This window comes from Mesorhizobium sp. M3A.F.Ca.ET.175.01.1.1, from assembly GCF_004791945.1.
Classification (GTDB): domain Bacteria; phylum Pseudomonadota; class Alphaproteobacteria; order Rhizobiales; family Rhizobiaceae; genus Mesorhizobium.
Genome location: NZ_SRTP01000015.1, coordinates 108,146 through 130,281 on the forward strand (window position 1 = coordinate 108,146; position 22,136 = coordinate 130,281).

Here is a 22,136-nt window from a genome sequence, read left to right on the forward strand (position 1 = left end):
TGGCGCTGAAACGGATCCGGGCGACGCGCTCTATGCATGTCGTGTTCGCAAAACCGCTGCACACTTTTGCGCGACATGCAGCGGTTCTCTTAGACTCGTTCGGGCTTGACGCTATCGAGAGCGGTGCTCGAACGCCGCCTCGGCCAGGAGGCCGTGGTCCGAAAGCAGCCTGGCCGCGGCCGCCAATTCCCCGAACGGCAGTCCCGAGCGCTCCGCCATCGCCAGCAGCGAATGCTCTCCGTCGGCAAGATTGAGCACCCAAAGCAGGGACATCGAGGTTGCGCCCGAAGACTTTTGCCCTCCCAGAGCAGCGTAGAGACCGCGCCTGCCGAGTTGCGGCTCCCCCTTGGGAAAGAGATTGAGCGGGGTCCAGTCCTTTTCGACGATGTCAATGACATCCATGAGGATGCGCAAAGAATTCTCCAGATGCTCGGGTCTTATGAAATCGAGATTGTCGGCTGAGGTATGGTACTCCGGGAAGGTGCCGTGGACACTGCGCTGGAACATGCCGACGGCAAGATTGAAGCCCGGTGAGCAATACTGCCGCTCGTCATAGCCGTAGGGCGAGAAATCGATCAGCTTTGCCCCGTCCTCGCGGCCGAGGACATGGGCCATCGCGCGGTCAATGGCGGCATCGCCGCGACGGCTGCGCTTATAGGCCGGTGGGCTGGCGTCGCCTACGCATGACAGCACCAGGCCGTGATCGATCAGATGCAGCCGATCCTCGTTGCGGGACAGCCAGGCCAGGGCGCCGATCGTGCCCGGAGCGAATAGGAAGCGATAGCTGTAGCGCGTCTTCCTTGTCTTGAGGATTCTTGCAAGCGTCGCCAGCAACGCCAGGCCCGAGCAATTGTCGTTGGCAAGCGAGGGATGGCATATGTGGGCGGAAAGAAAGAATTCCCGCTCCGTCTCACCGCGATGCAGATATTCGCCGTAGGCGAGGCTGCCGTCCCTGTGCTCCGCATCGATCTCCACCTGGTATAGACCGTCAGGCATGTCGGCCAGGCGGTCATGGGCCATGCAAAACCCCCAAGTCGGGGCATAGTAGCTTGTGCGGTATGGGATCAGTTGCGGCTGCTCGGGCAGTGTATGGATGTGCGGGCGCAGCTCGTCGAGCGTCAGAACCCCCTTGAAACCTATGCTGTAGTTGACGACGTGCAGGTTGGATTGGGCGAAATCCACGATCTTGCGTCCATCCGGGCCGATAATGCTTGCCGAGCGGATGTTCCATTCCTGCGGAACGGTCCAATCGAACAGCCGGGTTCCGGTGGGCACCTCATGCCGTGCCAGGTCGATTTGCTCCGAGAGGATGTCCAGCGTTCGACGCACGCCGTCCCCCGTGATGCTCCGGCAGATCGGAAAGAGGCGTTCGGCCAACGCGTAGATTTCCTGCCCAGCACCGGTGGAAGACGGCGGCTGGCCGAGCCGCTCCGGGACCACGTGTTCCATTCGCGCTAACCGGCCGCTGCCTCCAGCTTTCGCGAGGGTTCGGTGACCCGCATCCGCTCGTCCAGGAACTGATTGGCCCGCAGATATTTGATGTGGCCGATGCGCTGGAAGCGCGGCCCCTCGAATTCCTCGAGCGTCACATTCGACTTGGCGTAGGCCTGGTACAGCTGCTCGGCACCCTTGCGCGCATCCCATTGCGGCTTGAAGGCAGGCAGCGTGCGCGCAATCTTATCGAAGCTGACGCGATAAGACCGCTTGTCGGGGCCGGCATCGGAGGCGAATTCAAGACGGCAACCCGGCACGACGCTGGCCACGATCTCGGCTATGTCGCGGATCCGGTAGTTGTGCTCCGTGCGCCCGACATTGAAGGCTTCGTTGTGAACGGCCTCGCGCGGCGCTTCCAGTCCGGCGATGAAGGCCCTCGAAATGTCCTCGATGTGGACGATTGGCCGCCATGGCGTACCGTCGGACTTGAGCAGGATCACGCCTTTGGTGACGGCCCAGGCGACGAGATTGTTCAGCACGATGTCAAAGCGCAGGCGCGGCGACAGGCCGTAGGCCGTGGCGGGGCGGAAGTAGATCGGGGAGAAGTTGCTGTCGGCCAGTTCCGAAATGTCGCGTTCCGAAAGCACCTTCGACCAGCCGTAGGCGGTGACCGGGTTCAGCTCGGCCGTCTCGTCGACCATGCCGTCTCCTGCCTGCCCATAGTTGCTGCATGAAGAGGCAAGCAGGAAGCGGGTAACCCCAGCCTGCTTGGCAGCCTTCGCAAAGCGGACGGTGCCCTTGTGATTGATCTCATAGGTGATATTGGGATCGAGGTCGGATAAGGGGTCGTTGGAAAGAGCGGCGAGGTGAATAACGGCATCGAATCCCTCGAGGTCGCTCGCAGTCACATCCCTCACGTCCTTCAGGATGGACGGCACGGCAACCTGCTCTCCTCCCGAGGCAAAGGTGCAGCGGCGGTAGAGATCGCTATCGTAGCCGCTGACCGAATGCCCCGCGCGAAGCAGCATCGGCACCATCACCGAGCCGATATAGCCTTGATGGCCGGTCACCATGACTTTCATCGCACACCTTTTCGCAAGCGCCCAGAGTCGCGGAGAGGCTAGTTGGGCTCAAAGGAGCGGGCGAGAACGCCAATGGGAGATCGGCATGCCCAGTTGGACGAACGCTGGCAACCGGCTACGTCTTTCGGGTAGGAGTACCGCTAAACCTTTAAGAGGATTTCTTTGGACGGTAGCAGCACCTGGACATCGGGTGGATTCCTCCAGCATTCATTTCTTTGCCGGACTGGAGCTTGAGGCGTGAGTTCCAGATCCAACCGGACTTTCACTCCTACTTGAAAACCGGGCGCGATCTTGAACAGAGGACTTCTACATCCCGATCCATTTCCGTGGGTAAGATCTCGCCAGCGCTAGCGGTGCGACTCACGCGGCGCCGTCCCGCTGTAGAATTCTCGGGCATCCGCCTCGGCATTGGATTGTTGGGCGAGAGCGATCTCGTATTTTGCGATCTCCTTTCGCCGCCTCACCTTGTTGGCGAGATAAGAGATACCATGGTCATAAAGCAAACCGGGGCCCGGGAGACCTGTTTCTCTGCTGATCGCGCGCAACAATGCATATTCCCTTGGATCGCATGTGCGGGCGCGCACCGGAAGGAATTTTCGATACCCGGTGTAGTGTCTAACCGTGGCCGTCCGCCAAGCGTGCGTGTGGAGAGCGCACTTCTGCACGTTGAGCGATACAGGCAGCAGAAGCGAGTCGAAATTGAAGGTCATGTTGAAGACGCACTGGTCATGCGTCGGGCATGCCCTCATGTAGGGGCACTGATCGAGATGTCGTTCGAGGTTTTCCGCAAACCGGCGGTCGGCTTCCGTCTCCCGCCACTTGCGAGAATTGATCAGCATGAGGCCAGAATTGAAGTAGCGGGGGCACAGGCCAAATGCGCTGCACCGATCGAAAATCGAAGGATCGTAGAGACCCGTGCCGATCGAAAGGTCGAGGCAGACAGCCGCAATCTGATTGAACCCGGCAGCGTGTTCGCAATGAACGTCGCTGAACGCAAGCATGTCTCCGTCCAGATAGAGCACATAGTCGTAGGCGTCGGAGAGCTTCCCGATCGCACACTCCTTGAGAAGGGCCGTTCCGGTGATGTGCCGATGTTTGCCTGGCCGTTCCCTGATCTCGACGGCTGGGCGCACGAAGGGAGCTTCCAGCACGCGGATCGTGTGGTTGTGCGACGCCAGAAAATCTTTGAAACGGGCAGGCACGTCTTTGTGGTAGCCGACCTGGAAGAAGTGAAAGTCCAGCGGACTACTATGACTGCGGGCAAACGAAGCCAGAGAATAGAGGGTTATGTCGTGGTAGTTGCGATCGCAAAGATAGGCTGCGGCAATCTTTGGCCGGGATGGCCTTGGCGAACCCGCGTTCGCATAGATCGACATGGCACTTATCTTTCAATCTTCATCCATTGAGTGCACTCCGTCGGAGCGGGTTAGAAGCTGGCAGAAGGAAGTAGACGTGCGGAGACGGGACGTACTCCGTTTGGGGAGATCATCCGAAAACGGCGGGTTCCGGCTACCCCCATTCGTGGCACACGTAGATCGTCACCGCCTGACGTCGGACACCAGTCGAATGCCTGAGATCGACATAGCCATTCCTTGCTACAATCACGGGCGATTCCTCCGGCAATGCATAGCCAGCGTGCTCAGCCAGAGTGCGGACATCCGAGTCCTTATCATCGACAACGCATCAACCGACGGGAGCGCAGAAACCGCGCGCCTCATCGCCGCTGAAGACAGTCGTGTCGAGTTGTGCCTGCGCGAACGGAATATGGGCCCCCACGCTTCATTCAATACGGGGATTGACTGGGCGCAAAGCGACTATTTCTTGATCCTTTGTGCCGATGATCTCCTGGCTCCGGGTTGTCTCGGCCGGGCCCTGTCGGTGTTGCGGGCCGAAACTGGGGTCGCTCTTGCCTACGGCGGCCAGGTCATTTGGGAGGAACCAAATCCTTGTCCTGTCCCAGCGACTGTTGATGGCGCAGTGCACACCAGCATTATCTCGGGACCGCAGTTTGCGGAAACATTGTCGATGCCGCACACGCCAATTGGAACCGGCTCGTTCGTCGTGAGAACGTCAGTTCAAAAGCAAGTCGGCTACTATAGGCCGGAGCTCTACTACACGGATGACCTGGAAATGCTGATGCGGCTTGTGTCGCTCGGGAGTGCCGCAAAAATGGACGCGGTACAGGGAATTCGCAGAAGACACGGCGGAAACATCTCGGCTGATTGTTGGGGAAATTGGAAGCGCGAACTCCAAGAACTCTTGGCGGCCTTTGAAAGCTTCTTTGCCAACGAAGGGGCCACCTACCCCTGGGGAGCCAAAATGCGAAAAAGGGTACGACGCAACATCGCGCACCGTGCCTATTGGGCTGGCGTCTCCCACCACCTGCGAGGCAAACGCCAAGCCTCCGCCGAGCTTCTGCAGTTTGCCTGGTCCATCGAACCAGCTACAAGATTCATGCCGCCCGTTTCCTACCTATGGCACGTCGAAAACGTTGGACATCTGGTAACAAGCCGAATGCGCGAAATTGCAGTTGCAACTGCAGCCAGGCTGTTTCCGATAACTGGTTGACTAGCTGAATGTCTGTGCTTGGGCAGGACGTAGCTGTGGCGAGCGCGCCGTCACCGCGGCTATCCAGACGGGCGTCAACCGATCACGCTGGAGAGCAGGCAAGCGTCCTGTCTGGTGACGTTTGCCCTGAATTCGGCGAGCCGCACACTGATTGCCTGTTCGTGTTTTTCGGTGTCTGCCGTCAGCCGCGAAAAATGCGCGACAAGTGTGTCAACATTGAAAGTTTCAATATGTTGGCAATATTCGCCTAGACCCATTCGCTCCATCAGCACGTCGTTCTTCCTGGCGTAGCCAAGCGAGATGGTCGGCCTGCACATCTTCAATGCGCAGACAATGTTGTGGAACCGCGTGGCGATGACAATGTCGGTCAGCGCCATCTGTGCCATCACGTCGCCCAGCGAATTGACTTGCGCATGCGCAAGCATTGCGCCAGGCCTGAGTTTCCTTACGGCCGCCCGGAGCGCGTCGATGGCGATGCTATCGTCGTCGTCGCCGGTAAGGAGCCGTACTTCGTGCCCGCTGTCCAACACATGGGCTACGAACTCCGCCAGCTTGCCGATGTACCGACAGAAGATCGGCTGGCCGCCATCGGCAAAACCATACCAGCCACGGTAGGCCATGACGCCGACACCTACTCTGAGCACGCTTGGGACGGTGCGTGGCAGCGGAGCTGGCGCCGGCAGGCCGAAGGCAAGGTCTGGATAGACCGCATCGTTGCTGGCATCGAAGCCGACTTTCTCCATAAACTCCTTTGATTGAAGGTCGCGATAGGACCGGTAGTGGGCCAGCCGCGCGGCCGAAATCATCAACAGGCGACTGAGGCGGTTCCTGATCGGTCCTGCCCCGATGCTGACAAAGGCAATCCGTGTGCCGGCAAGCCTGGCGGCCAGGCACCATTTCAAGATGTCGTAGGGCATGCCTGCAGGCCTCTCGCCGAAATCGTCCAGGATTCCGGTGCCTGGGATGATCATGACATCTGCCTTGCGGACGTGCCCGAACGCCCGCGCGAAATCAGCAAGTTTTGCTGGAATCCTAAGGCACAGCCGGTTCAGTCTACCAGCGAGCCCGCCTGCCGGCCCGTTCCGGCGAATTGGCAATGTCTCGATCGTGAACGTCTTTTTGACGACCTCAGGTTCCCGGCAGATGCATGAAAGTTCTGCGTCCGGCCGCTCCCGTCTCAGGAACTCGACCATAGCTTCAAGCGAACCTTCGTTGCCGAGATTGCCGCTACCGAAGAGGCCGAACAGAGCTATTTTTTGAGGTGTCCTGCGCATGGCAGCGCGATCTCCGCTAATGTGAGATACCGACCCGGCCGCGTCGGCAATCGCGAGGCTCTCAAAGCGGTCGGCGTCATTTCTAGCGGTCATTGGCTTTGTACCGGCGACGAGCGGAGTTCCAGTAGCCAATCGACGTGATCGCCCTTTGGCGGAACGAAATATCGGACATCTGCGGCAAATGGTGATCCAGCTACCGTTGCGCTTCCGCCTGTTGACGGATCGATCCAGCGGGCTGAAATGCGCGGCCCGGCGAGCCTTGCAAGATCGAGCGTGATGCCCCTCCCGGCGGTCAGATAGACGAGCGCAAGCGAACGATCCGTCGTCCGCGCCGATAGTGTACGGGCGTGGTAGCCGCCCTGTCCTCCGACCAGCAAATCATTGCCGGTGTCGGGTTCCAGTTGCCACCACCTGATGGACGAAAAATAGTCATGCAGGATCTGCATGCTCCGCGCGCCGGGCGTGTCGAGCGCCTTTTGCCACGTCATGTCCACCGGCCAAAGGCCTGGACCGCCGAAATGCCAGATCGGGTTGTTGCCGTAGAGGTGCCCGAAAGCGCCCGACAGGATCGCCTGGTAGGCCTGGACGCGGACCCGGTACTGGTCGGCGCCGTGTTCGAACTCATAGGCGCTCTCGATCAGGAAGAAGGGCATGCCCCTGCCGGCATCGTACTCCCTGGCCGCTGCCGCATAGACGGGACCATCGGTGTAAACGTTGTTCACGCTGAGCCAGGGCTGGTGACCCCAGAAATCCAGAGGGGCCGTTTCCGGGGCGCCGTGGACCGTGCTGAGAGCGTCGGGATCCTCTTCCATGATGCCTCTAGCGAGGGCGCTCACCAGGTCCTTGCGCGCAGGATTGTAGTCGCCGCCGTTCACCCACATGATGTTGTCGAAATGCCTATAGCGTCGTCCGACAAAGCGTCCGTAGGCCTCAAGTCTCGTTGCCCCCGCGACCGCCATTTCCTGATACCAGCCTTCACCGCCACCGCCATATCCAAGATAGGCCGGAACGAGAAGCACTAGGAAACCCAGATCGCATGCCTTTTGCAGGATGCGATCGGCGTGGGCAAAATATGCCTCGTTCGGGACGACGAAATTTCCGCCATCCGCGAACGGCCTTTCGCCATACGCGTTTGCCGGCGCCTTGCGGGAGAAGCGGTGCTCGAGAAGGTTGGCCAGTATGGTATTGAAGCCTCGCGCCTTGCGATCCTCGAGATAAAGGAGGGCTTCTTCATCCGTCAGATCGCCGATGAGCGACCAGGACGAGTCACCATGCATGAAGAAGGGACGGCCATTCCTGTCGACCGGATAGTTTCTTCCAGATTCGATCCGCAGCGGGAACTGCGTCCCGCCGGAGCGTTCGCATGACCAGCTTCCGGTGGACATGGCCGCAAAGGCGACGATGGCCGTGAGCGCGGAAGCGAGGCGCATTGCCATGATGCCCACCTTGCAGCCGGCCTTGCTGCTAGCCCGGAGCCGGCACCGCATTGGCTTCGCGGGTGGCGGCATATCTGGAATTGAACTCCGCCGAAGTGATGATGCCGTAGGCCACCATCTCCCGCGTCATGGATCCCGCACGCAACTGAGTGACATAGGTCTCCAAGCCGTATCCGTCCGCGCCGCGACCGAGAAGCAACTGAAAAAGGAAACTGACATAGGCGCTGTCGGTCAGGCCGAACGTCGCGTATCTGGATTCGAAATCATCCGTGCGCATCATTTCCACGATCATGTCCGCAAGCTTGCTGTTTCCGCTTTCCAGGGCTGCGGACCACCGCTCCACGCTGGCCGAGTCGCCTTCGCGGCCCAGTATGAGGCAGTAGACGAAGCTCGCCTGCCTCACATGGACGGGCTTGTCGGCGGCCGCGGTTCGGGGATCGCATTCCCGACGCGGCTTGAGCGGCGGCTGCGGGCCCCGGGTCAGGTCGCGCACCGTCTTGTAGGCTGGCTTCGGTTCGCCAGCCCTCCAGCTGCCATCGGATGCAGCGGTGAGCCTTACCAATCCCATCTTTGCTTCGAAGCTCGGCGCCCAGTAGGTCTCGTCCAACAGTTCATAGATATGCGCGGCCTCGACCTTGTATTTCTCGCTGAGCTCGCGCAGGCGCGTCATTGTCTGCTTGACACCGTCGGCCTGCTGCCGATCGCCGCGCTGACTCCCATAAGGATTGTTGAATTCTGTGACCCAGATCGGCTTGCCGTAGCCGGCAATGTCGCGGAAGGCCCATTCCGGATCATCGCCATACATGTGCCAGACCGAGATGTCCCAGGCGATTCCGTCCTGTTTCATCCGCGCGAAGGCGCCGGTGTGGCCCCATCCGGCAGTGCCCATCGCCTTCCTGATGCCCGGATCGACCTCCGTCATGCCTTCCGACAGCCCTTTGAGGACGGCGCTTACCTTCACCCAGCGCGGCCCGTAGTAGTCGAGAGCCTCGGTTCCGCCGGCAGGCCCCCATGCACAGGGGTATTGGGTTCCGTCGTCGCGCTTCTCGCAGGGCTTGATGATGGCGTAGGTCTCCATCTCGTTGCCGAGTTCCCAAGCGCGAATGTCGTCCTTGAACCTGCTGCCGAGGGCGATCGCCATTTTCCGGCTCTTCCCGTAGAGCTCCTGCGGGCTATCCTTGTCCAGATCGATGCCCGCAGGCGTGATGACGGGCAGGATCTCGATACCTCTCGTCTTTCCGGCATCGACAAGTGCGGCAAGCTTATCGACATTATCCTCGCCGGTGACGTTCACCCTGTAGGATTTCAGGCCGAGATCCTTGAGGTAGTCGAGTTGCCTTTCCACCGATATGCCGGGATAGGCGGTTATCGGATGTCCGTTGACCCCCCAGATGAGATCAGCGGAAGCAGGCGCGACGGTGGCCAGCAGACAGGCTGCGGCTGCTGCGAAACGAAAGGACATGGCAAGGGCCCTCCCTGCCCGATTTCAAATCAGGCTGGATAGTCGGGATTGCGTTCATGGGAAGCAATTTGCCCATACGGGTGAATGAAGTACCCGCACTACCGCTTCGGACGTAACCCTGACCAGGGGCTGCATGGTTATGGCAGTCGTCGGTTGGATTAGCTTGGCAAGCTGCCAACCTCGAGCGGCTCCCGGCTCCGCTGGCGCTTCAGGGTCTTCCTGATGAATTCCAGAATTGGTTTTTCCATCAGCAGATGCGTCAGCACGCCGACGATGATGCATATGGATATGATCGCGGGAACGAAGGGAACCTGCGAAACGCCTCCGACAAACGTCGCCTTGATTAGCCAGCCATAGCCCAGCATGACGAAGATGTGAGTGAGATACAGCGCGTAAGACGCGTCGCCGAGCAGTACAGCCGCTCGGCCCAGCCTAGACTGCGGCCGATCGACGTTGAGAAAAGCCGCCACGATCAGAGCGGCCGGAATACCCCACATGATGACCCGCGTGGCATCTGGTGCAGCATCGTGCTGCATCGTAAAGATCGAAGCCACGATTATGGCCAGGAACCCAGGAATACTAAGAGCTTGCGGGACTCTCCATTTTCCGCCAGCGCAAAACAACAATGCCAAAACGATACCGAAACAGAACTCCAGAACGAGAGGACTGGAGACGAACTTGGCGAATGTCGGATTTGGAATTTGGCCCCCGAACGCAATCCCAACGACCATCAGGAGCATGGCCGCCAACGACGTTGGACCCAACCTGCCCAACGCCAGACAAATCGAAAAAATGGCGTAGAAATACACTTCATATGAAAGCGTCCACGCGACAAACACCAACTTGTCTCCTGGAAGCAGCAGCACCGAATTTAATATAGTATAAGAATCTATATGCTTGCTGTGCAAAAATCCAACTGCCGATATTGCGGCAATTGCCGCACTGCATATCCAGTATATTGGGTAAATGCGCGTTGCTCGCTTGATGATGAAGTCCTTCGGCGAGTCCGGGAGCCGCCCAAAAGGGAAGCTCACATAGACCATGATAAAGCCGCTAATCACGAAGAACAGATCGACTCCGGCGCCGCCGGACGTCGCGATCCAATACGGGCCCAAGCGCCCGGCTTCCGACCCCTCCGACATGTCAAGGGTATGGCGAACTACCACAGCAAGAGCCGCAATCGCGCGGAGTATTTGAAGCCCATACAGCTCGCGATGTTGCCTGCTCATCACATCCCCCGCCATGTCAGAACAAGGTTGTCGATCCTAGGTCTATCCTGCGGCTACACAACGTATCCCTCCGGCGGGTGCGTGCTTACGCCCAATGGATGTCTTAGGGGTTCCCGTCGATAACGGGCGATGACAGCGGCGGGGCGAAGCACCCCATCCGGCTGTCAGGTGCAGGTTTGTGCGGGATGGCCACGCGGCAGAACCTTTGCGTTCGCGCTACCCCTTTGGGCGGGTGCATCCCCTTAGCCTTTTTGGCGGCATGATCTTCCAACCGGTTTGTCGGACTATCGGTGACCGATCCAGGCGGACGAGCCCCGCCTTAGTGGGAAAGAAGAGCACCCATGCTCGCCGTAAAACGCGCACTCCTGATAAGCACGGGTGAACGCTACGTCTTGTTGGCCACGAATTTTACCACCGCTGCCGTGGTCTCCCGGATATTGACGCCCGAAGAAATCGGGGTATCGGCAATCGGCACCGCTATCCTGGCGATAATCATGTCCGTCAGGGAATTCTCAAGTTCCAGCTACCTGATCCAGCGCAACGAGCTGAGCCGCGAGGACATCGGGGCGGCATTTACGGTGATGTTTATCCTCACTGGGATCATCGCCGCTGTTCTCGTCGCCGTTTCCCCTGCGATGGCCTTGTTCTATCGACAACCGAACCTTGTCCCCTACTTCCACATCGTCTCGATCTGCCTCTTCCTCGATGCTTGTTTCATCCTGATCAACGCTCTCCTGCGGCGGGAAATGTCCTTTGGCAAGGTGGCTGCCATCAACATCACGGGGGCGGCAACGTCTTCCGTGGCTACAATAGCGCTTGCGTTTGCAGGTTTTAGCTACATGAGCTTCGCTTGGGGCTGGCTGATCGGCAGCGGACTTGCCGCGTCCCTCGCCTTGGCACTGCGTCCCCATTTCTGGATGTTCAAGCCGTCCCTCGCCAACTGGCGTGGGATGATCTCGTTCGGCGGATACAATGGCGCCATCGCCATCATCTTCTATATCTTCGACGCACTGCCTATGCTGCTGTTGGGCCGCTTCGTGTCACCGAATGCCGCAGGTTTGTTTAGCCGCACCCTGTTGATCGGTCAGATTCCCGACAAGCTCATCCTCGGTGGGGCGATGAGCGTTGTGCTGCCTGCCTTTTCGGCCGAAGTCAGGCAAGGCAGAGATTTGAAGCGCCCATATCTCGCCGCCCTTTCCCTCATTACCGGCCTCCACTGGCCCGCGCTCCTGGTGCTTTCGGTCCTTGCGCGCCCGGTCATAGAAGTCGTGCTCGGTCACCAATGGATCGAGATCGCGCCGCTCGTCCAGGTCGTCGCCATCGCGCTTCTTTTCTCGTTTAGTTTCCAGCTCAATTATCCAGTGACTGTTGCGGTGGGTGGTATCCGCGACTTGCTCCTTCGAGCATTGATCGCGTTCCCGCTTTCCGGCATCATCCTGTCGATAGCGGTGATCCTGGGCGGACTGCACGCAGCCATTTGGAGCATGCTGGTGACTGTTCCTTTCCAGGCGATTGTCGCTTTGAGCTTCGTCCGTCGCAGGCTCGGACTGAGACACAGGGACATCGCTGCGGCGATATGGAGAAGCGCTGTCGTGGCCATAGCGAGCGTGATCCCCCCGCTCCTCGTCACCTGGGGCTACGGTCCCGGCGTCGGTCTTTCATTCGGGCAAGCATTCGGCGCCGGATTGCTGGCGCTGATCGGATGGGCAATGGCGCTGATGCTTACCAGGCATCCGCTGTTGGGTGAGATCGTGGCCATCATCCCGGATTTCCGTCGGGCTCGCGCTTCGGCCGGCTGAGCCCCACATTCCGCGTCCGCGAGTCTACGAGATCGTCGCGATTAGACCACAAGAAACTGGCCGATCAGCCGGGAAATCCTGGCACGTTCGGCCTTCCTTCGCAATCTGTTGGCCCAGTATGCCAGCCCAAGATAGCCAGCCGGAATTTCCAGGCCGAGATCCTGGCATTCATGCGCTATGCGCCGAAGGACGGACCGCTCCTTGCCATCGGCGCGATGAGCTCTCGCAGGGAGGAATTTCTTGGATCCGGTATAGTGACGGATCAAGGCACGGTCCCAATAGGGTGTTTGAAAAGCGGACTTCTGCACGTTGAATTCCACCGGAAGTGTCTCCCATGATCCGCCGGCGGCAATGTTGAAGGCGCATTGGTCGAGATCGGTGCATGATCCATCCCAATAGGGACAAAACTCGGCATGCGCCCTGACCGCGGCTTCGTATCGCTCGGGAATTCCCGAAGCTCTCCAACGAGAGGCATTGATGATCAGCAGGCCAGAGTTGAAGTAGCGTCTCTGAAGGCCGTGCTTGTCGCAATTGGCAAAGAAGGTGGGATTGTCGCTGCCCGTGGATATGGATAGGTCGGGCGCTGCGGCTAGGGGTTGCGCTTTAGGGGCGGCAACTTCCAGATCAAGAGGCTGTACCGCCAGCGTGTCATTGTCGAGGTAACAGACGACATCGTGTTCGTTTGAAACCAGCGCGATCGCGTCGCTTTTTGCGTATGCAGTCGGCGTTATGTGGCCGCGACCTGGCAGGCCTCGATCGACCGTCAGCAAGGTGTGGGTCGCCAGCCGATGCCCCTTCGCCTGGAGGAGCTCGAGGACGGTTGGAGGCGGGTCCGCACTGAAGCCAGCCTGAACGATGTGAATGTCTATCCCGCGCGAGTGGTTCAAGCCCAGCGCGACAGCACTGGCATAGGTCAGATCGTCCCGCCTGCCGTCTGTCAAGTAAACGACGCCGATACGCTCTTTCGTCACACCCGATCCTCCGCGTGGTCGGCAACCCAGCTCACCCGGCTTGAAATCACCGACAGCGCTCGTTTGAAGGTTCCCTTCTTTCGATAGAAATGTCCCAGCGGCGGAAATAGCCTCGATACGGGCGTTAGTGAAAAGCAATATCTGAGCAGTTCGAGACCGCGAGCTGTCTTTCCCCGGAACAGATGCGAGACTGCTGACCAATAAGCGGCGTCGCCAATTCTATGCATGGCGATGCGATGCAATCGGGTTGCTTCGTGCATGGCTGCTCCTTCCTGCGTGAAGAAGCTGTTGAATACCGCCTCTCGCTCCTTCAACTGGACCAGCTTGTCTGAAAAATGCACAACCGTCATTTGCTCGGGATGCAGACGGCGGATGCCGAGTGCACCTTCGAATTCGACGACACAACCCAATCGGGCAAGGCGAAGCGCGATCTCCAGGTCGTCCGCGTGGGGAAGCGACGCGCGATAGTGTCCCACCGCCTTCTGCGCGGTTGTCCTGACCAATACCGCTCCCAAGGCCAGGGATAACCCCAGATGTCGGCAGCAGTCCTCAACGAACCGAGCTCCTTCTGTGACCCGCCATCGACCCGATTGACTTGGTTCGACGAAATCCTTTCCGTCAATCATGCTGAGTTCAGACCCTATCGCGAAAACAGCGGTCGGATTGCTTTCGAGAACGTTAGTAGCGCGCTGCAGTGAACCGTCCGCGAGGAGATCGTCGGCGCACAGAACGATAAAGTAGTCGCCGCTTGCAAGGTCGATGCCCTCGTTGAAGGACGCTACCGGTCCAAGATTTCTGGCGTGACAGACGATCTCAATCCGACTGTCCTCGGCAGCAAACCGGCGCGCCACTCCCACGCTGTCATCGGTTGATGCGTTGTCGATGACGATAATCCGGAGGTCGTCAATGTTCTGCGAAAGCACGCTGCGTATGCATTGCGCCAGGTACCTTCCAGCATTATAGCAAGGTATGACTACATCGATGCGAGGCATCAGCACTGGCTCCTCATGACTGAGCCCGCGGGTCCTCGAAATCGGCGTCCACCTGCACCATCAGCTCGAGGTATTTCCAGGCGATCCACCGCCACGAATAGCTGCTTGCCCTGGCATGTCCCTTGGCTATCAACCACTCTCGCAGCGATGAGTTGTTCATGAGCTGACGGATCTTCTCGGCCCAGGAATGGACATCCTCGGGGTCGGCATACAGGGCCGAGTCGCCGCAGACCTCCGGGAGGCAGGGCGAGGTCGAGGCAATGACGGGACAACCCGACGCCATCGCTTCGACCGCAGGAAGCCCAAAGCCCTCGATGCGTGACGGAAACAGGAAGCACAGAGCGCCTTCGAGCGCCTTCTTGAAGTCATCATCCCCGATACGCCCGAGGAGGACGATGTTGGTCGGCATGTTCGGGACGTAACGAAGGATCGTGGTTTCGTCGACATCGCCCGGCATCCAGAGGTCGAGACCCATATCGTCGAGAAGTTGGGCCACCCTGGCGAGAAGACCCATGTTCTTGTATTCCTGATCCCGCCGGCCAAGGCAAAGGACATAGGGCCTGCCGCGATCGACGCTCAACGAGGATCTTGCTGCATCCCATCTCTTTGCGTGGTCGCTGCCATTGTAGGTGACGACGATGTTTTCATCCGGGGCAATGCCGAATCCCACCAGATGGCTTCGCGACAGCTGCGAGACGGTTGTGATGCGGGCCGCCCGCCTGCCGAGCGCGGGCAGGATAAGGCGGTGCGCCCATCGGAAACCCCGTCCATAGCTCGCCGGCATCAGCCTGGTGTGCATGTCATGAATGCACGCGATCTGGCGCCTCACCAAGACGGGAGCGAGATTGCAGAAGCTCAGCAATCCACCGGGCACATGCCTGGGCAACTGCGCCTGCACCCAGAATTGCGGGAGCCGCGGCTTGCTGAACTCGGGAACGACCCGCACCGGGATGGCGTCGAGTTGGAGCGGTTCGGACAGCGGGCGCGGCGCCACAAGATCGATCTCGAGGTCATGAGCGAGCGGATGCCGCTCCGAGATGAGCGCATCGAGCGCCATGGTCACCTCGCGGGCATAACGGGCCACTCCGTTCGGCCGAAGCGTCGTGAAATCTCCGTTGACGGTCCAGCGCCGTCTTGAGGTTTTCTGTTCGGCCCACCGCCAGCCGGGATGCCCGATCAGGTTTTCGGCGTTCTCGGCAAGCGACCTCGTCAATGGTATGCCGGCGCGATGCCCGTTCCACTGTCTGGGGTTCGATGGCAGCGACTCCGTCGTGTCGAATTCGAGTTTTGCCATGCCCCTCCCCCGGTACTTTCGGCGCCCGAGCAAAAGACTAGCATTCCCGGCGACAGCGAGGTCCTCAGACGTTTGAGGTAGAAGGCGCATCCCATCTCGCCCATCCGAATGATTTCCGCTTAGCCGGATGACCCGATGGCCATGGTGACCCGGCGTCCTCGCCGCTCCAGACTGAAGTTTCGAAGGGGGTGCCATGGCACGGCGCTGGGCAATCAATGGACGTTTCCTGTCTCAGTCGACGACAGGCGTGCAGCGCTATGCGCGCGAGGTCGTCCATTGCCTCGACACGCTGATCGCAGAACAGGTGCCTCTGGCGCGAGGCCTGGAAGTCGCATTGCACTGTCCGCCGGAATCGGAGGAGATGCCGCTGGCTTGCATCGGTCGCCGCGAGGTCGGCCGCGCGAGCGGCCATGTATGGGAGCAGACGCAATTGCCCGCATCGCTTGCCGGCAGCGGCCTGCTCAGCCTTTGCAACACGGGACCCTTGCTTTCGCGAAAACATATCGTCTGCATTCATGATGCGAATGTCTGGAATGCCCCGCAGAGCTACTCGCTGGCCTTCAGGAGCGCCTACAGGGCTTTGCTGCCGTGCCTCGGCAAGTCCGCATGCGGCCTCTCAACCGTTTCCCACTACTCAATGGGCGAGTTGGTCCGCCGCGGCGTCATCCCCGCGCAACGGGCTTTCGTGGCTCCGAACGGCCATGAGCATGCCCTGCGATGGAACCCTGAACATTCGGCGGCGACACGAAAGGCAGCCTCGCGCAACACCATCGTCATGGTCGGCAGCACGACTCCTCACAAGAATGTGGGGCTTGTCCTCAACATGGCTGGGCGCCTGGCCGAAGCCGGGCTCGAGATCGCCATTGTCGGCATGTCTCAGCCGCACGTCTTCAAGTCGGGACAGGCCAGGATCGATGCCCAAAACGTCCATTGGCTGGGCCGTATCTCCGACGGCCAGTTGGCGGCATTGCTGGGAGAGTCGCTGTGCCTGGCCTTTCCCTCGCTCACGGAGGGCTTCGGCTTGCCCGCCCTCGAGGCGATGGCTCTCGGCTGCCCGGTGGTGGTTTCCGACCGAGCGAGCCTTCCTGAAGTCTGCGGCAGCTCGGCGCTGTTTGCGCCTCCGGACGAACCCGACGCCTGGTTCGACTGCTTCATGCAGCTCCACAATTCCCATTCCCTGCGCCTGCAGATGATCAGCAAGGGGCGGGCGAGAGCCTCGGCATACAGCTGGAGGGCGACGGCCCTGCGCTATCTCGAAGCGATGGCCGCCGCCGACGGCATCGATACGCAGACCAGGATCGTCAGGGTTCGCGAACTCACGTGATCTCGTGCAATGCCTGGACGGTCGCAAGCGATTCCAGGATGGCGCGGTCGAAGTTCTCTTCAGAAAAGCGTTCCGCATTCCTGGAGCAGGCGCCGGGCGCGATCGCGAGGCTGTTCTCCTCGAACCGTTCGACCGCGTCCTTGAGGTGATCGACCGTCTGGGCCTTGAACAGCACGCCGGTCGGCTCCGGCGATGAGCCGAGACGGCGCACTATGTCGACTGCCCCGCCGCGGCCGAAAGCGATCAGCGGCGTTCCGCAGGCCTGCGCCTCGGCCAAGGCTATGCCAAAGTCCTCGCAGCCCGCAAAGACCATCGCCTTCGCGCGTGCCACGGTATCCACGTAGTCCTGCCGGGGCAGGTAACCGGAAAAACTGATGTTGGGGCCGGCAAGCGCGCGCAGGCTGGCCGATTGCTGCCCTTCGCCAACGATCACCAGGCGCCGCTGCGGCATTTCGTTGAAGGCGCGGATGACCAGGTCCGTGCGCTTATATGGAGCCAGAAAGGATGCCGAAACGTAGTAGTCGTCCTTATCCTCCACGCAGGGCAGTTCGGCGAGCGCAACCGGCGGAAAGACGACGCGTGCGCCGCGTCCGTAGATGTGCTGGATCCGGGAGCGAACATAGGTCGAGTTCGCCAGCATCAGGTCCGGACCGTGCGCGGTCCTCGTGTCCCACGTCCTCAGACGATGGAGCATGTACCGGTAGAGCATACCCTTGGGCCCGAAGCCAAGCCGCCCCTGCTGGAGATAGGAAAACTGCTCATCCCAGGCGTAGCGGGCGGGGCTATGCACATAGCAAAGATGAGGTTGGTCCGGCCGCGTGATCACGCCACGCGAGAATGCGGCTGAAGAGGAGATCACCGCGTCGTACCCAGTCACGTCGAACTGCTCGATCAGAAAGGGGCAGAGAAAGAACAGCGAGCGGTAGAATTTCTGCACCATCGGGAGCCGATTGGCCGCGGAGGTGTGGAATTCCACGTCGCGGAAATACTGTTCCTTCACCTCCGCAGTCAGGAAATCGAAAAGCGTGAAGATTTCAGCATTGGGGAACTGCTTGCAGATTTGCGCCAGGACCCGTTCGCCTCCGCGGAAGTTCGGGCACCAGTCGTGAACGACGGCTATCCTTGCTTGTCTGTCGACGCGAAGCTCCGGCGCGTCGGGGAGTTCCTCGATGGGCATCTCGATCTTGGCGGCGACCGCCAAATCGGAAGAGCGTTCGTGGAGCATGGATCATCTCGCACCAATAGACCCCGCAATCTCCGTTCCACGGAACGCTTCGGGCAAGTTGTCCGATCGGGTATCGACTGCTTCGCGCGCATGCGTGCCTCATCCTTATGGCTGGGACGTTCACCGGCGGGAATACTCCGAAAGCCTAGGCCCGGAGGTAGGCCCGGCTGGTGTCGCCACCTTTTATTCATGCTGTTTCGCTCCGCTTATCGGTCTAGCCTCGTGCAAACCGACGCGTGGATCGAGCATGAAACTTGCAGTGATCATCCCGACCCTCGGCCGCAAGGAACAGCTCGCGCGCTTGCTTGCCTATCTGGGCGGCCAGACGAGGCTTCCTGACGAGGTCATATTGTCGGCGCCCGGCTCCGCGCATGTCGAGCTGCCGGAAAGCTGCCCTTTCGCCTTGTCGCTGGTGTTCGGGCCGGTGGGATTGTGCGCACAGCGCAACACCGCTCTGGCATCCTGCCTGGGACGGTTTGACGTCATCACATTCTTCGATGACGACTTCGTTCCCTCCGCGGATTATCTGGAGCAGGTCGAGAAGGCGTTCGCGGAAAACGGCGGATGGGCCGTGGTGATGGGGCACGTCGTCAGGGACGGAGCCGGCAATGCAGGCCTGACCTGGCAAGATGCCGAAGCGGCGCTGCGCGAGGCCGCGGTCAAAAGACCTGACGAACCATCGGTGGTCGACCATGTCGGCGCTTACGGGTGCAACATGTCCGTTCGCTGCTCGCTCGTTGGCGATCTGCGCTTTGACGAGCGCCTCGTCCTTTACGGCTGGCAGGAAGACATTGATTTCACCAGCCAACTGAGAGCCAGGGGCCGAGTGGTCTGTGTGAGCTCGATCAGAGGCGTCCATCTCGGGATCAAGACAGGACGCGTAAGCGGAGAGCGGTTCGGCTACTCCCAGGTCGCCAATCCCATCTATCTGATCAGGAAAGGCTCCGTTCCAGCTTCTTTCGCGCTTCCGCTGATGTTCAGGAACATTGCGGCCAACCTCGCAAAGAGCCTGCGGCCGGAGCCCTATGTCGACCGCAGGGGCAGGTTGAGAGGCAACATGCTGGCGATCCGCCATGTCGCCATGGGACGGATCGAACCCGAATACATCCTGAAGATCTGACGGTGGACACGACAATGCGGAAATGGATGATAACGGCAGTGGCTTCACTCGCGGCGGCCGCGAATGCTTGCACGATGCCTGCGATGGCTGCCGAGTATCTCCTCGGCCCGCAGGACAAGGTCCGGCTCAAAGTCTACGAATGGCGCGCATCGCGCGACGTGTTCTTCGAATGGACGGCGCTCAACGACGATTTCACCGTCGGCGCCGACGGCACGCTCTTCCTTCCATTTGTCGGCCAGATACGCGCGCAGGGAACCGCCCCCGGCGATCTTGCCCGCGCGATCGGCAGCCGCCTGATGCAGCAGATGGGTCTTGGACGGCCGCCGGATGTCGCCGTCGAAATCGCCCAGTACAGACCGTTCTACGTAGTCGGCAACGTCGCGCAGCCGGGCGAGTTTCCGTACAGACCCGGACTGACGGTGTTGCAGGCAATGGGTGTCGCCGGCGGCTTGCGGACACGCGACGAAGATCTGCCGAGGCTCGAGCGTGAAGTTATCGCGGGTCAGGGCGACGTAGATCTGCTGGCGCAGTCCAGCGTCAGCCTGCTCGCCCGCAAGGCGCGGCTGGAGTCCGAACAGGCCGGCAGCGACGAGATCTCCTTCCCCCCAGAGCTGAAGGAGCGGGCTTCCAATCCGACGGTCGCGGTGGCGATGGAGCAGGAGCGCAAGATCTTCGCCGTCCGCAGGGATGCCATGACGACGCAACTGCGCTCCCTGCGCGAACTGAAGGAGTTTCTGGAAAAGGAACTGGATTCGCTCGGCCAGCAGCTGACCTTCCGAGACAAACAGATCGACCTCATCCAGAAGGAACTCGCCGGGGTCTCGACGCTGGTGCAGAAAGGGCTGGCGGTTGCGCCGCGGGAGCTGTCCCTGGAGGGTACGCTGGCCCAGATGCAGAGCGACAAACTGGTAGCCGAGACCTCGCTGTTGCGGGTGCGGCAGGAGATAAGTAAGACCGACATCGAGATCCTCAACCTCGGCAATCAGCACGCCAACGAGATCGCAGGCGCCTTGCGTGAAACGCAGCAGCAGCTCAATGAAATCACCAGCAAAGCCGACACCGCGGTGCAACTGCTGCATGACACCGAGGTCACGGCCCCTGCCCTGCTTGCCTTGCGGGAGCGTGCGCAAAGTGCCAAGCCCGTCTTCAAGATCGTCAGGACGACGGCAGGCGGGTCGGAAGAACTCGCGGTTGAGGAAACGACCCCGATAGAGCCAGGCGATACCGTGAAGATCGAGATTCCCAGGCCGAAGTCCGGCTTGGCCGCCCTGCCGGCAGCCGGAGGCGTGCAGGCAGAGACGCTTCCGATTCAGGGAACCAACTGACCGGAGTGGATGATCGCGAGGGCGGCCGATCGTCGTCCGCCGGCCTGTCGTCGATTATCGACGCAAATATCACCGCGCTTGCGATCGCGAGCGGGAGACTTCCTCTCCACAATTGAACTGCCCTCGGCCACACTCACCAAAAAAGTGCAGGCAGGTTGGCGATAGGCAGGGGATCATTCAACCCGGCACTTGCCATGCATTTTGAGGCCGCATATCAGTGCATTCGATCGCTTTCCGCATCAGCGCACGGGATTCGCCCGACGGCAAATTGCAATAGCCGGGTACCCCCGCCGCAGCAAGCCAACGGTCCCATGTGGTACCTTAACTGGAGATGTCGGTGCTCATGAGTGTAGTCGCTGTATCGGCGGCAGGCGTTCTGATGGGGCTGCGCTTCAAAGCTCCCGCCCTGATCGCGGCGACTGCGCTGCTCGTGATCGGCAGCTTTGCCTGGAACGGCCTTGGACTGCCCGGCTACGTCACCGTAACCAGATTCCTCGTCCTGGCGTTCGCGCTGGCCTGCGCCTATATCGTCGGGCTTTCTCTCGCCGCGCGGTGGAGGCGGAACGAGCGGTGACTGAATCGCGGGCGCCGGAAAGCGTCACGCTCCATCGTTGCTAAACGTTGCCGGTGCGGTCTCAGGACGCCCTGTCGAAGCGCATCACCGCGAACACGGTCCTGACGAGGATCGTGAGGTCGAGCCAGACTGACCAGTTGCGCACATACTGGCTGTCCAATGCCACGCGGCTCTGATAGTCCACGCTGCTTCTGCCGCTGACCTGCCATAGGCCGGTGAGCCCCGGTCTGGTGCGGAGATACTCCCCCGCGTGATCGCCGTAGCGCTTCAGCTCGTCGTGCACGATAGGTCTTGGGCCCACGCAGCTCATGTCGCCCCTGATGATATTGAATAGCTGGGGAAGCTCGTCCAGGCTCGACTTGCGAAGCATCCAACCGAGCCGCGTGACGCGAGGATCGTCCCTGATCTTGTGGGTCTCCTCCCACTCCATGCCGGCATCCGGATTGGCCTCGAGATATGCTTTGAGCACTTCTTCCGAATTCATGACCATCGAGCGGAACTTGTAGCAGTTGAACGGCTTGCCGCCGAAGCCCGCCCGGCTGTGCGAGAACACTGCCGGACCTCCTGCCGTTATCTTGATAAGCAGTGCAACGACGATCATCACGGGCGTGGCCAGGACCAGCGCTGTCGTGGCTATGACCAGATCCATGATCCGCTTCGAGAGCCCACCCAAAGGAGGGTTTGTCGCTCCTGTCCTGAAAGACGGCGACAGGTCCGTCAAAACCGCCCCGGCGTTGTTGGGTTCGGACGCCGAAACAGCATGCGCGACCGCCGGCCGGCTGTCGGCCGTCACCGGCAGAAATGGCGGGACCCAGATGCCAGGTCCCCTATGCGACTGCTTCTCGAAGGCGTTGGTTGTCATGGGCCGGTCGCCAGTTCGAACTTGTTCGCGTTAATGTTCCAAGCCCAGGGCCAGCGGGCAAGGACGGCAAAGGTGGTAGCGCAAATGCTCCGGGGCTATCCCCCTAATCCCAAGGAATGATCCCCTCGACGCTTTGGCGACCTCGAAAAAGAAAAACATAGAGCA

18 protein-coding genes are annotated in these 22,136 nt (G+C 60.3%); 6 read left to right on the forward strand and 12 right to left on the reverse strand.

The window, feature by feature from the left end:
• Window positions 1-111: 111 nt before the first annotated feature.
• The 3 genes from EN818_RS26285 to EN818_RS26295 all read right to left on the reverse strand — a co-directional run bounded on the left by EN818_RS26285 (window position 112) and on the right by EN818_RS26295 (window position 3,892).
• Entirely contained in the window at window positions 112-1,449 is a 1,338-nt protein-coding gene (locus EN818_RS26285; RefSeq protein ID WP_095808012.1) for a DUF4910 domain-containing protein, read from the reverse strand.
• Window positions 1,450-1,454: 5 nt separating this feature from the next.
• Complete coding sequence (locus EN818_RS26290; RefSeq protein ID WP_095808011.1) at window positions 1,455-2,516, reverse strand: NAD(P)-dependent oxidoreductase; 1,062 nt, start codon at window positions 2,514-2,516, stop codon at window positions 1,455-1,457.
• A gap of 347 nt (window positions 2,517-2,863) precedes the next feature.
• A complete protein-coding gene (locus tag EN818_RS26295) occupies window positions 2,864-3,892 on the reverse strand; it encodes a glycosyltransferase (RefSeq protein ID WP_095808010.1) in 1,029 nt (342 codons plus the stop codon).
• A 190-nt stretch (window positions 3,893-4,082) separates the two neighbouring features.
• Here EN818_RS26295 and EN818_RS26300 point away from each other — a divergent pair, with 190 nt between their 5' ends.
• Window positions 4,083-5,084 carry a glycosyltransferase family 2 protein gene (locus EN818_RS26300; RefSeq protein WP_176478427.1) on the forward strand — a complete coding sequence of 334 codons (1,002 nt, stop codon included), beginning with the start codon at window positions 4,083-4,085 and terminating at the stop codon, window positions 5,082-5,084.
• A gap of 74 nt (window positions 5,085-5,158) precedes the next feature.
• Here EN818_RS26300 and EN818_RS26305 read toward each other — a convergent pair whose 3' ends face one another.
• The 4 genes from EN818_RS26305 to EN818_RS26320 all read right to left on the reverse strand — a co-directional run bounded on the left by EN818_RS26305 (window position 5,159) and on the right by EN818_RS26320 (window position 10,485).
• Window positions 5,159-6,451 (reverse strand): polysaccharide pyruvyl transferase family protein, encoded by a 1,293-nt coding sequence (locus EN818_RS26305; protein ID WP_245420508.1) that lies wholly within the window; start codon window positions 6,449-6,451, stop codon window positions 5,159-5,161.
• Window positions 6,448-7,794, reverse strand: coding sequence for a DUF4038 domain-containing protein (locus tag EN818_RS26310; protein ID WP_095808095.1), 1,347 nt, complete (start codon window positions 7,792-7,794; stop codon window positions 6,448-6,450). Before EN818_RS26310 ends, EN818_RS26305 begins: the two co-directional genes overlap by 4 nt.
• Window positions 7,795-7,822: 28 nt before the next feature.
• Window positions 7,823-9,256 (reverse strand): DUF4214 domain-containing protein, encoded by a 1,434-nt coding sequence (locus EN818_RS26315; RefSeq protein ID WP_135905900.1) that lies wholly within the window; start codon window positions 9,254-9,256, stop codon window positions 7,823-7,825.
• A gap of 158 nt (window positions 9,257-9,414) precedes the next feature.
• Complete coding sequence (locus tag EN818_RS26320) at window positions 9,415-10,485, reverse strand: acyltransferase (protein WP_176478426.1); 1,071 nt, start codon at window positions 10,483-10,485, stop codon at window positions 9,415-9,417.
• Window positions 10,486-10,826: 341 nt separating this feature from the next.
• Here EN818_RS26320 and EN818_RS26325 point away from each other — a divergent pair, with 341 nt between their 5' ends.
• Window positions 10,827-12,284, forward strand: a complete 1,458-nt coding sequence (locus EN818_RS26325; RefSeq protein ID WP_135905902.1) for an oligosaccharide flippase family protein — start codon at window positions 10,827-10,829, stop codon at window positions 12,282-12,284.
• Window positions 12,285-12,325: 41 nt separating this feature from the next.
• Here the strand turns inward: EN818_RS26325 and EN818_RS26330 are convergent, their stop codons facing one another.
• Genes EN818_RS26330 through EN818_RS26340 form a run of 3 tightly spaced genes read right to left on the reverse strand, consistent with a single transcriptional unit; the run spans window position 12,326 to window position 15,541 of the window.
• On the reverse strand, window positions 12,326-13,255 hold the full coding sequence (locus tag EN818_RS26330) for a glycosyltransferase (protein ID WP_176478425.1): 930 nt from the start codon (window positions 13,253-13,255) through the stop codon (window positions 12,326-12,328).
• On the reverse strand, window positions 13,252-14,247 hold the full coding sequence (locus tag EN818_RS26335) for a glycosyltransferase family 2 protein (RefSeq protein ID WP_095808093.1): 996 nt from the start codon (window positions 14,245-14,247) through the stop codon (window positions 13,252-13,254). Before EN818_RS26335 ends, EN818_RS26330 begins: the two co-directional genes overlap by 4 nt.
• Window positions 14,248-14,260: 13 nt before the next feature.
• Complete coding sequence (locus tag EN818_RS26340; protein WP_135905906.1) at window positions 14,261-15,541, reverse strand: glycosyltransferase family 1 protein; 1,281 nt, start codon at window positions 15,539-15,541, stop codon at window positions 14,261-14,263.
• Window positions 15,542-15,734: 193 nt separating this feature from the next.
• Between EN818_RS26340 and EN818_RS26345 the strand changes: the two genes are divergently transcribed.
• Window positions 15,735-16,865: a glycosyltransferase family 1 protein gene (locus EN818_RS26345; protein ID WP_135905908.1), complete on the forward strand. Its 1,131-nt coding sequence runs from the start codon at window positions 15,735-15,737 to the stop codon at window positions 16,863-16,865.
• On the opposite strand, the gene EN818_RS26350 is transcribed toward EN818_RS26345, so the two are convergent.
• Window positions 16,858-18,042, reverse strand: coding sequence for a glycosyltransferase (locus EN818_RS26350; RefSeq protein WP_245518882.1), 1,185 nt, complete (start codon window positions 18,040-18,042; stop codon window positions 16,858-16,860). The genes EN818_RS26345 and EN818_RS26350 overlap by 8 nt on opposite strands.
• A gap of 295 nt (window positions 18,043-18,337) precedes the next feature.
• Here EN818_RS26350 and EN818_RS26355 point away from each other — a divergent pair, with 295 nt between their 5' ends.
• The 3 genes from EN818_RS26355 (at window position 18,338) to EN818_RS26365 (ending at window position 21,109) form a co-directional block, all read left to right on the forward strand.
• Entirely contained in the window at window positions 18,338-19,210 is an 873-nt protein-coding gene (locus EN818_RS26355; protein WP_135905912.1) for a glycosyltransferase, read from the forward strand.
• A gap of 83 nt (window positions 19,211-19,293) precedes the next feature.
• On the forward strand, window positions 19,294-20,535 hold the full coding sequence (locus EN818_RS26360; protein WP_245518879.1) for a polysaccharide biosynthesis/export family protein: 1,242 nt from the start codon (window positions 19,294-19,296) through the stop codon (window positions 20,533-20,535).
• 343 nt (window positions 20,536-20,878) lie between these two features.
• The gene (locus EN818_RS26365; RefSeq protein ID WP_129553214.1) at window positions 20,879-21,109 is read left to right on the forward strand and encodes a hypothetical protein; all 231 of its coding nucleotides are present in this window, start codon (window positions 20,879-20,881) and stop codon (window positions 21,107-21,109) included.
• Window positions 21,110-21,170: 61 nt separating this feature from the next.
• Here the strand turns inward: EN818_RS26365 and EN818_RS26370 are convergent, their stop codons facing one another.
• Window positions 21,171-21,971, reverse strand: coding sequence for a sugar transferase (locus EN818_RS26370; protein ID WP_245518880.1), 801 nt, complete (start codon window positions 21,969-21,971; stop codon window positions 21,171-21,173).
• Window positions 21,972-22,136: the final 165 nt, after the last annotated feature.

Coding starts and splice junctions, on each gene's coding strand:
- EN818_RS26285 (WP_095808012.1), bottom strand. CDS start 1,449: ATGGAACACGTGGTCCCGGAGCGGCTCGGCCAGCCGCCGTCTTCCACC.
- EN818_RS26290 (WP_095808011.1), bottom strand. CDS start 2,516: ATGAAAGTCATGGTGACCGGCCATCAAGGCTATATCGGCTCGGTGATG.
- EN818_RS26295 (WP_095808010.1), bottom strand. CDS start 3,892: ATGTCGATCTATGCGAACGCGGGTTCGCCAAGGCCATCCCGGCCAAAG.
- EN818_RS26300 (WP_176478427.1), top strand. CDS start 4,083: ATGCCTGAGATCGACATAGCCATTCCTTGCTACAATCACGGGCGATTC.
- EN818_RS26305 (WP_245420508.1), bottom strand. CDS start 6,451: ATGACCGCTAGAAATGACGCCGACCGCTTTGAGAGCCTCGCGATTGCC.
- EN818_RS26310 (WP_095808095.1), bottom strand. CDS start 7,794: ATGGCAATGCGCCTCGCTTCCGCGCTCACGGCCATCGTCGCCTTTGCG.
- EN818_RS26315 (WP_135905900.1), bottom strand. CDS start 9,256: ATGTCCTTTCGTTTCGCAGCAGCCGCAGCCTGTCTGCTGGCCACCGTC.
- EN818_RS26320 (WP_176478426.1), bottom strand. CDS start 10,485: ATGAGCAGGCAACATCGCGAGCTGTATGGGCTTCAAATACTCCGCGCG.
- EN818_RS26325 (WP_135905902.1), top strand. CDS start 10,827: ATGCTCGCCGTAAAACGCGCACTCCTGATAAGCACGGGTGAACGCTAC.
- EN818_RS26335 (WP_095808093.1), bottom strand. CDS start 14,247: ATGCCTCGCATCGATGTAGTCATACCTTGCTATAATGCTGGAAGGTAC.
- EN818_RS26340 (WP_135905906.1), bottom strand. CDS start 15,541: ATGGCAAAACTCGAATTCGACACGACGGAGTCGCTGCCATCGAACCCC.
- EN818_RS26345 (WP_135905908.1), top strand. CDS start 15,735: ATGGCACGGCGCTGGGCAATCAATGGACGTTTCCTGTCTCAGTCGACG.
- EN818_RS26350 (WP_245518882.1), bottom strand. CDS start 18,042: ATGCCCATCGAGGAACTCCCCGACGCGCCGGAGCTTCGCGTCGACAGA.
- EN818_RS26355 (WP_135905912.1), top strand. CDS start 18,338: ATGAAACTTGCAGTGATCATCCCGACCCTCGGCCGCAAGGAACAGCTC.
- EN818_RS26360 (WP_245518879.1), top strand. CDS start 19,294: ATGGCTGCCGAGTATCTCCTCGGCCCGCAGGACAAGGTCCGGCTCAAA.
- EN818_RS26365 (WP_129553214.1), top strand. CDS start 20,879: ATGAGTGTAGTCGCTGTATCGGCGGCAGGCGTTCTGATGGGGCTGCGC.
- EN818_RS26370 (WP_245518880.1), bottom strand. CDS start 21,971: ATGACAACCAACGCCTTCGAGAAGCAGTCGCATAGGGGACCTGGCATC.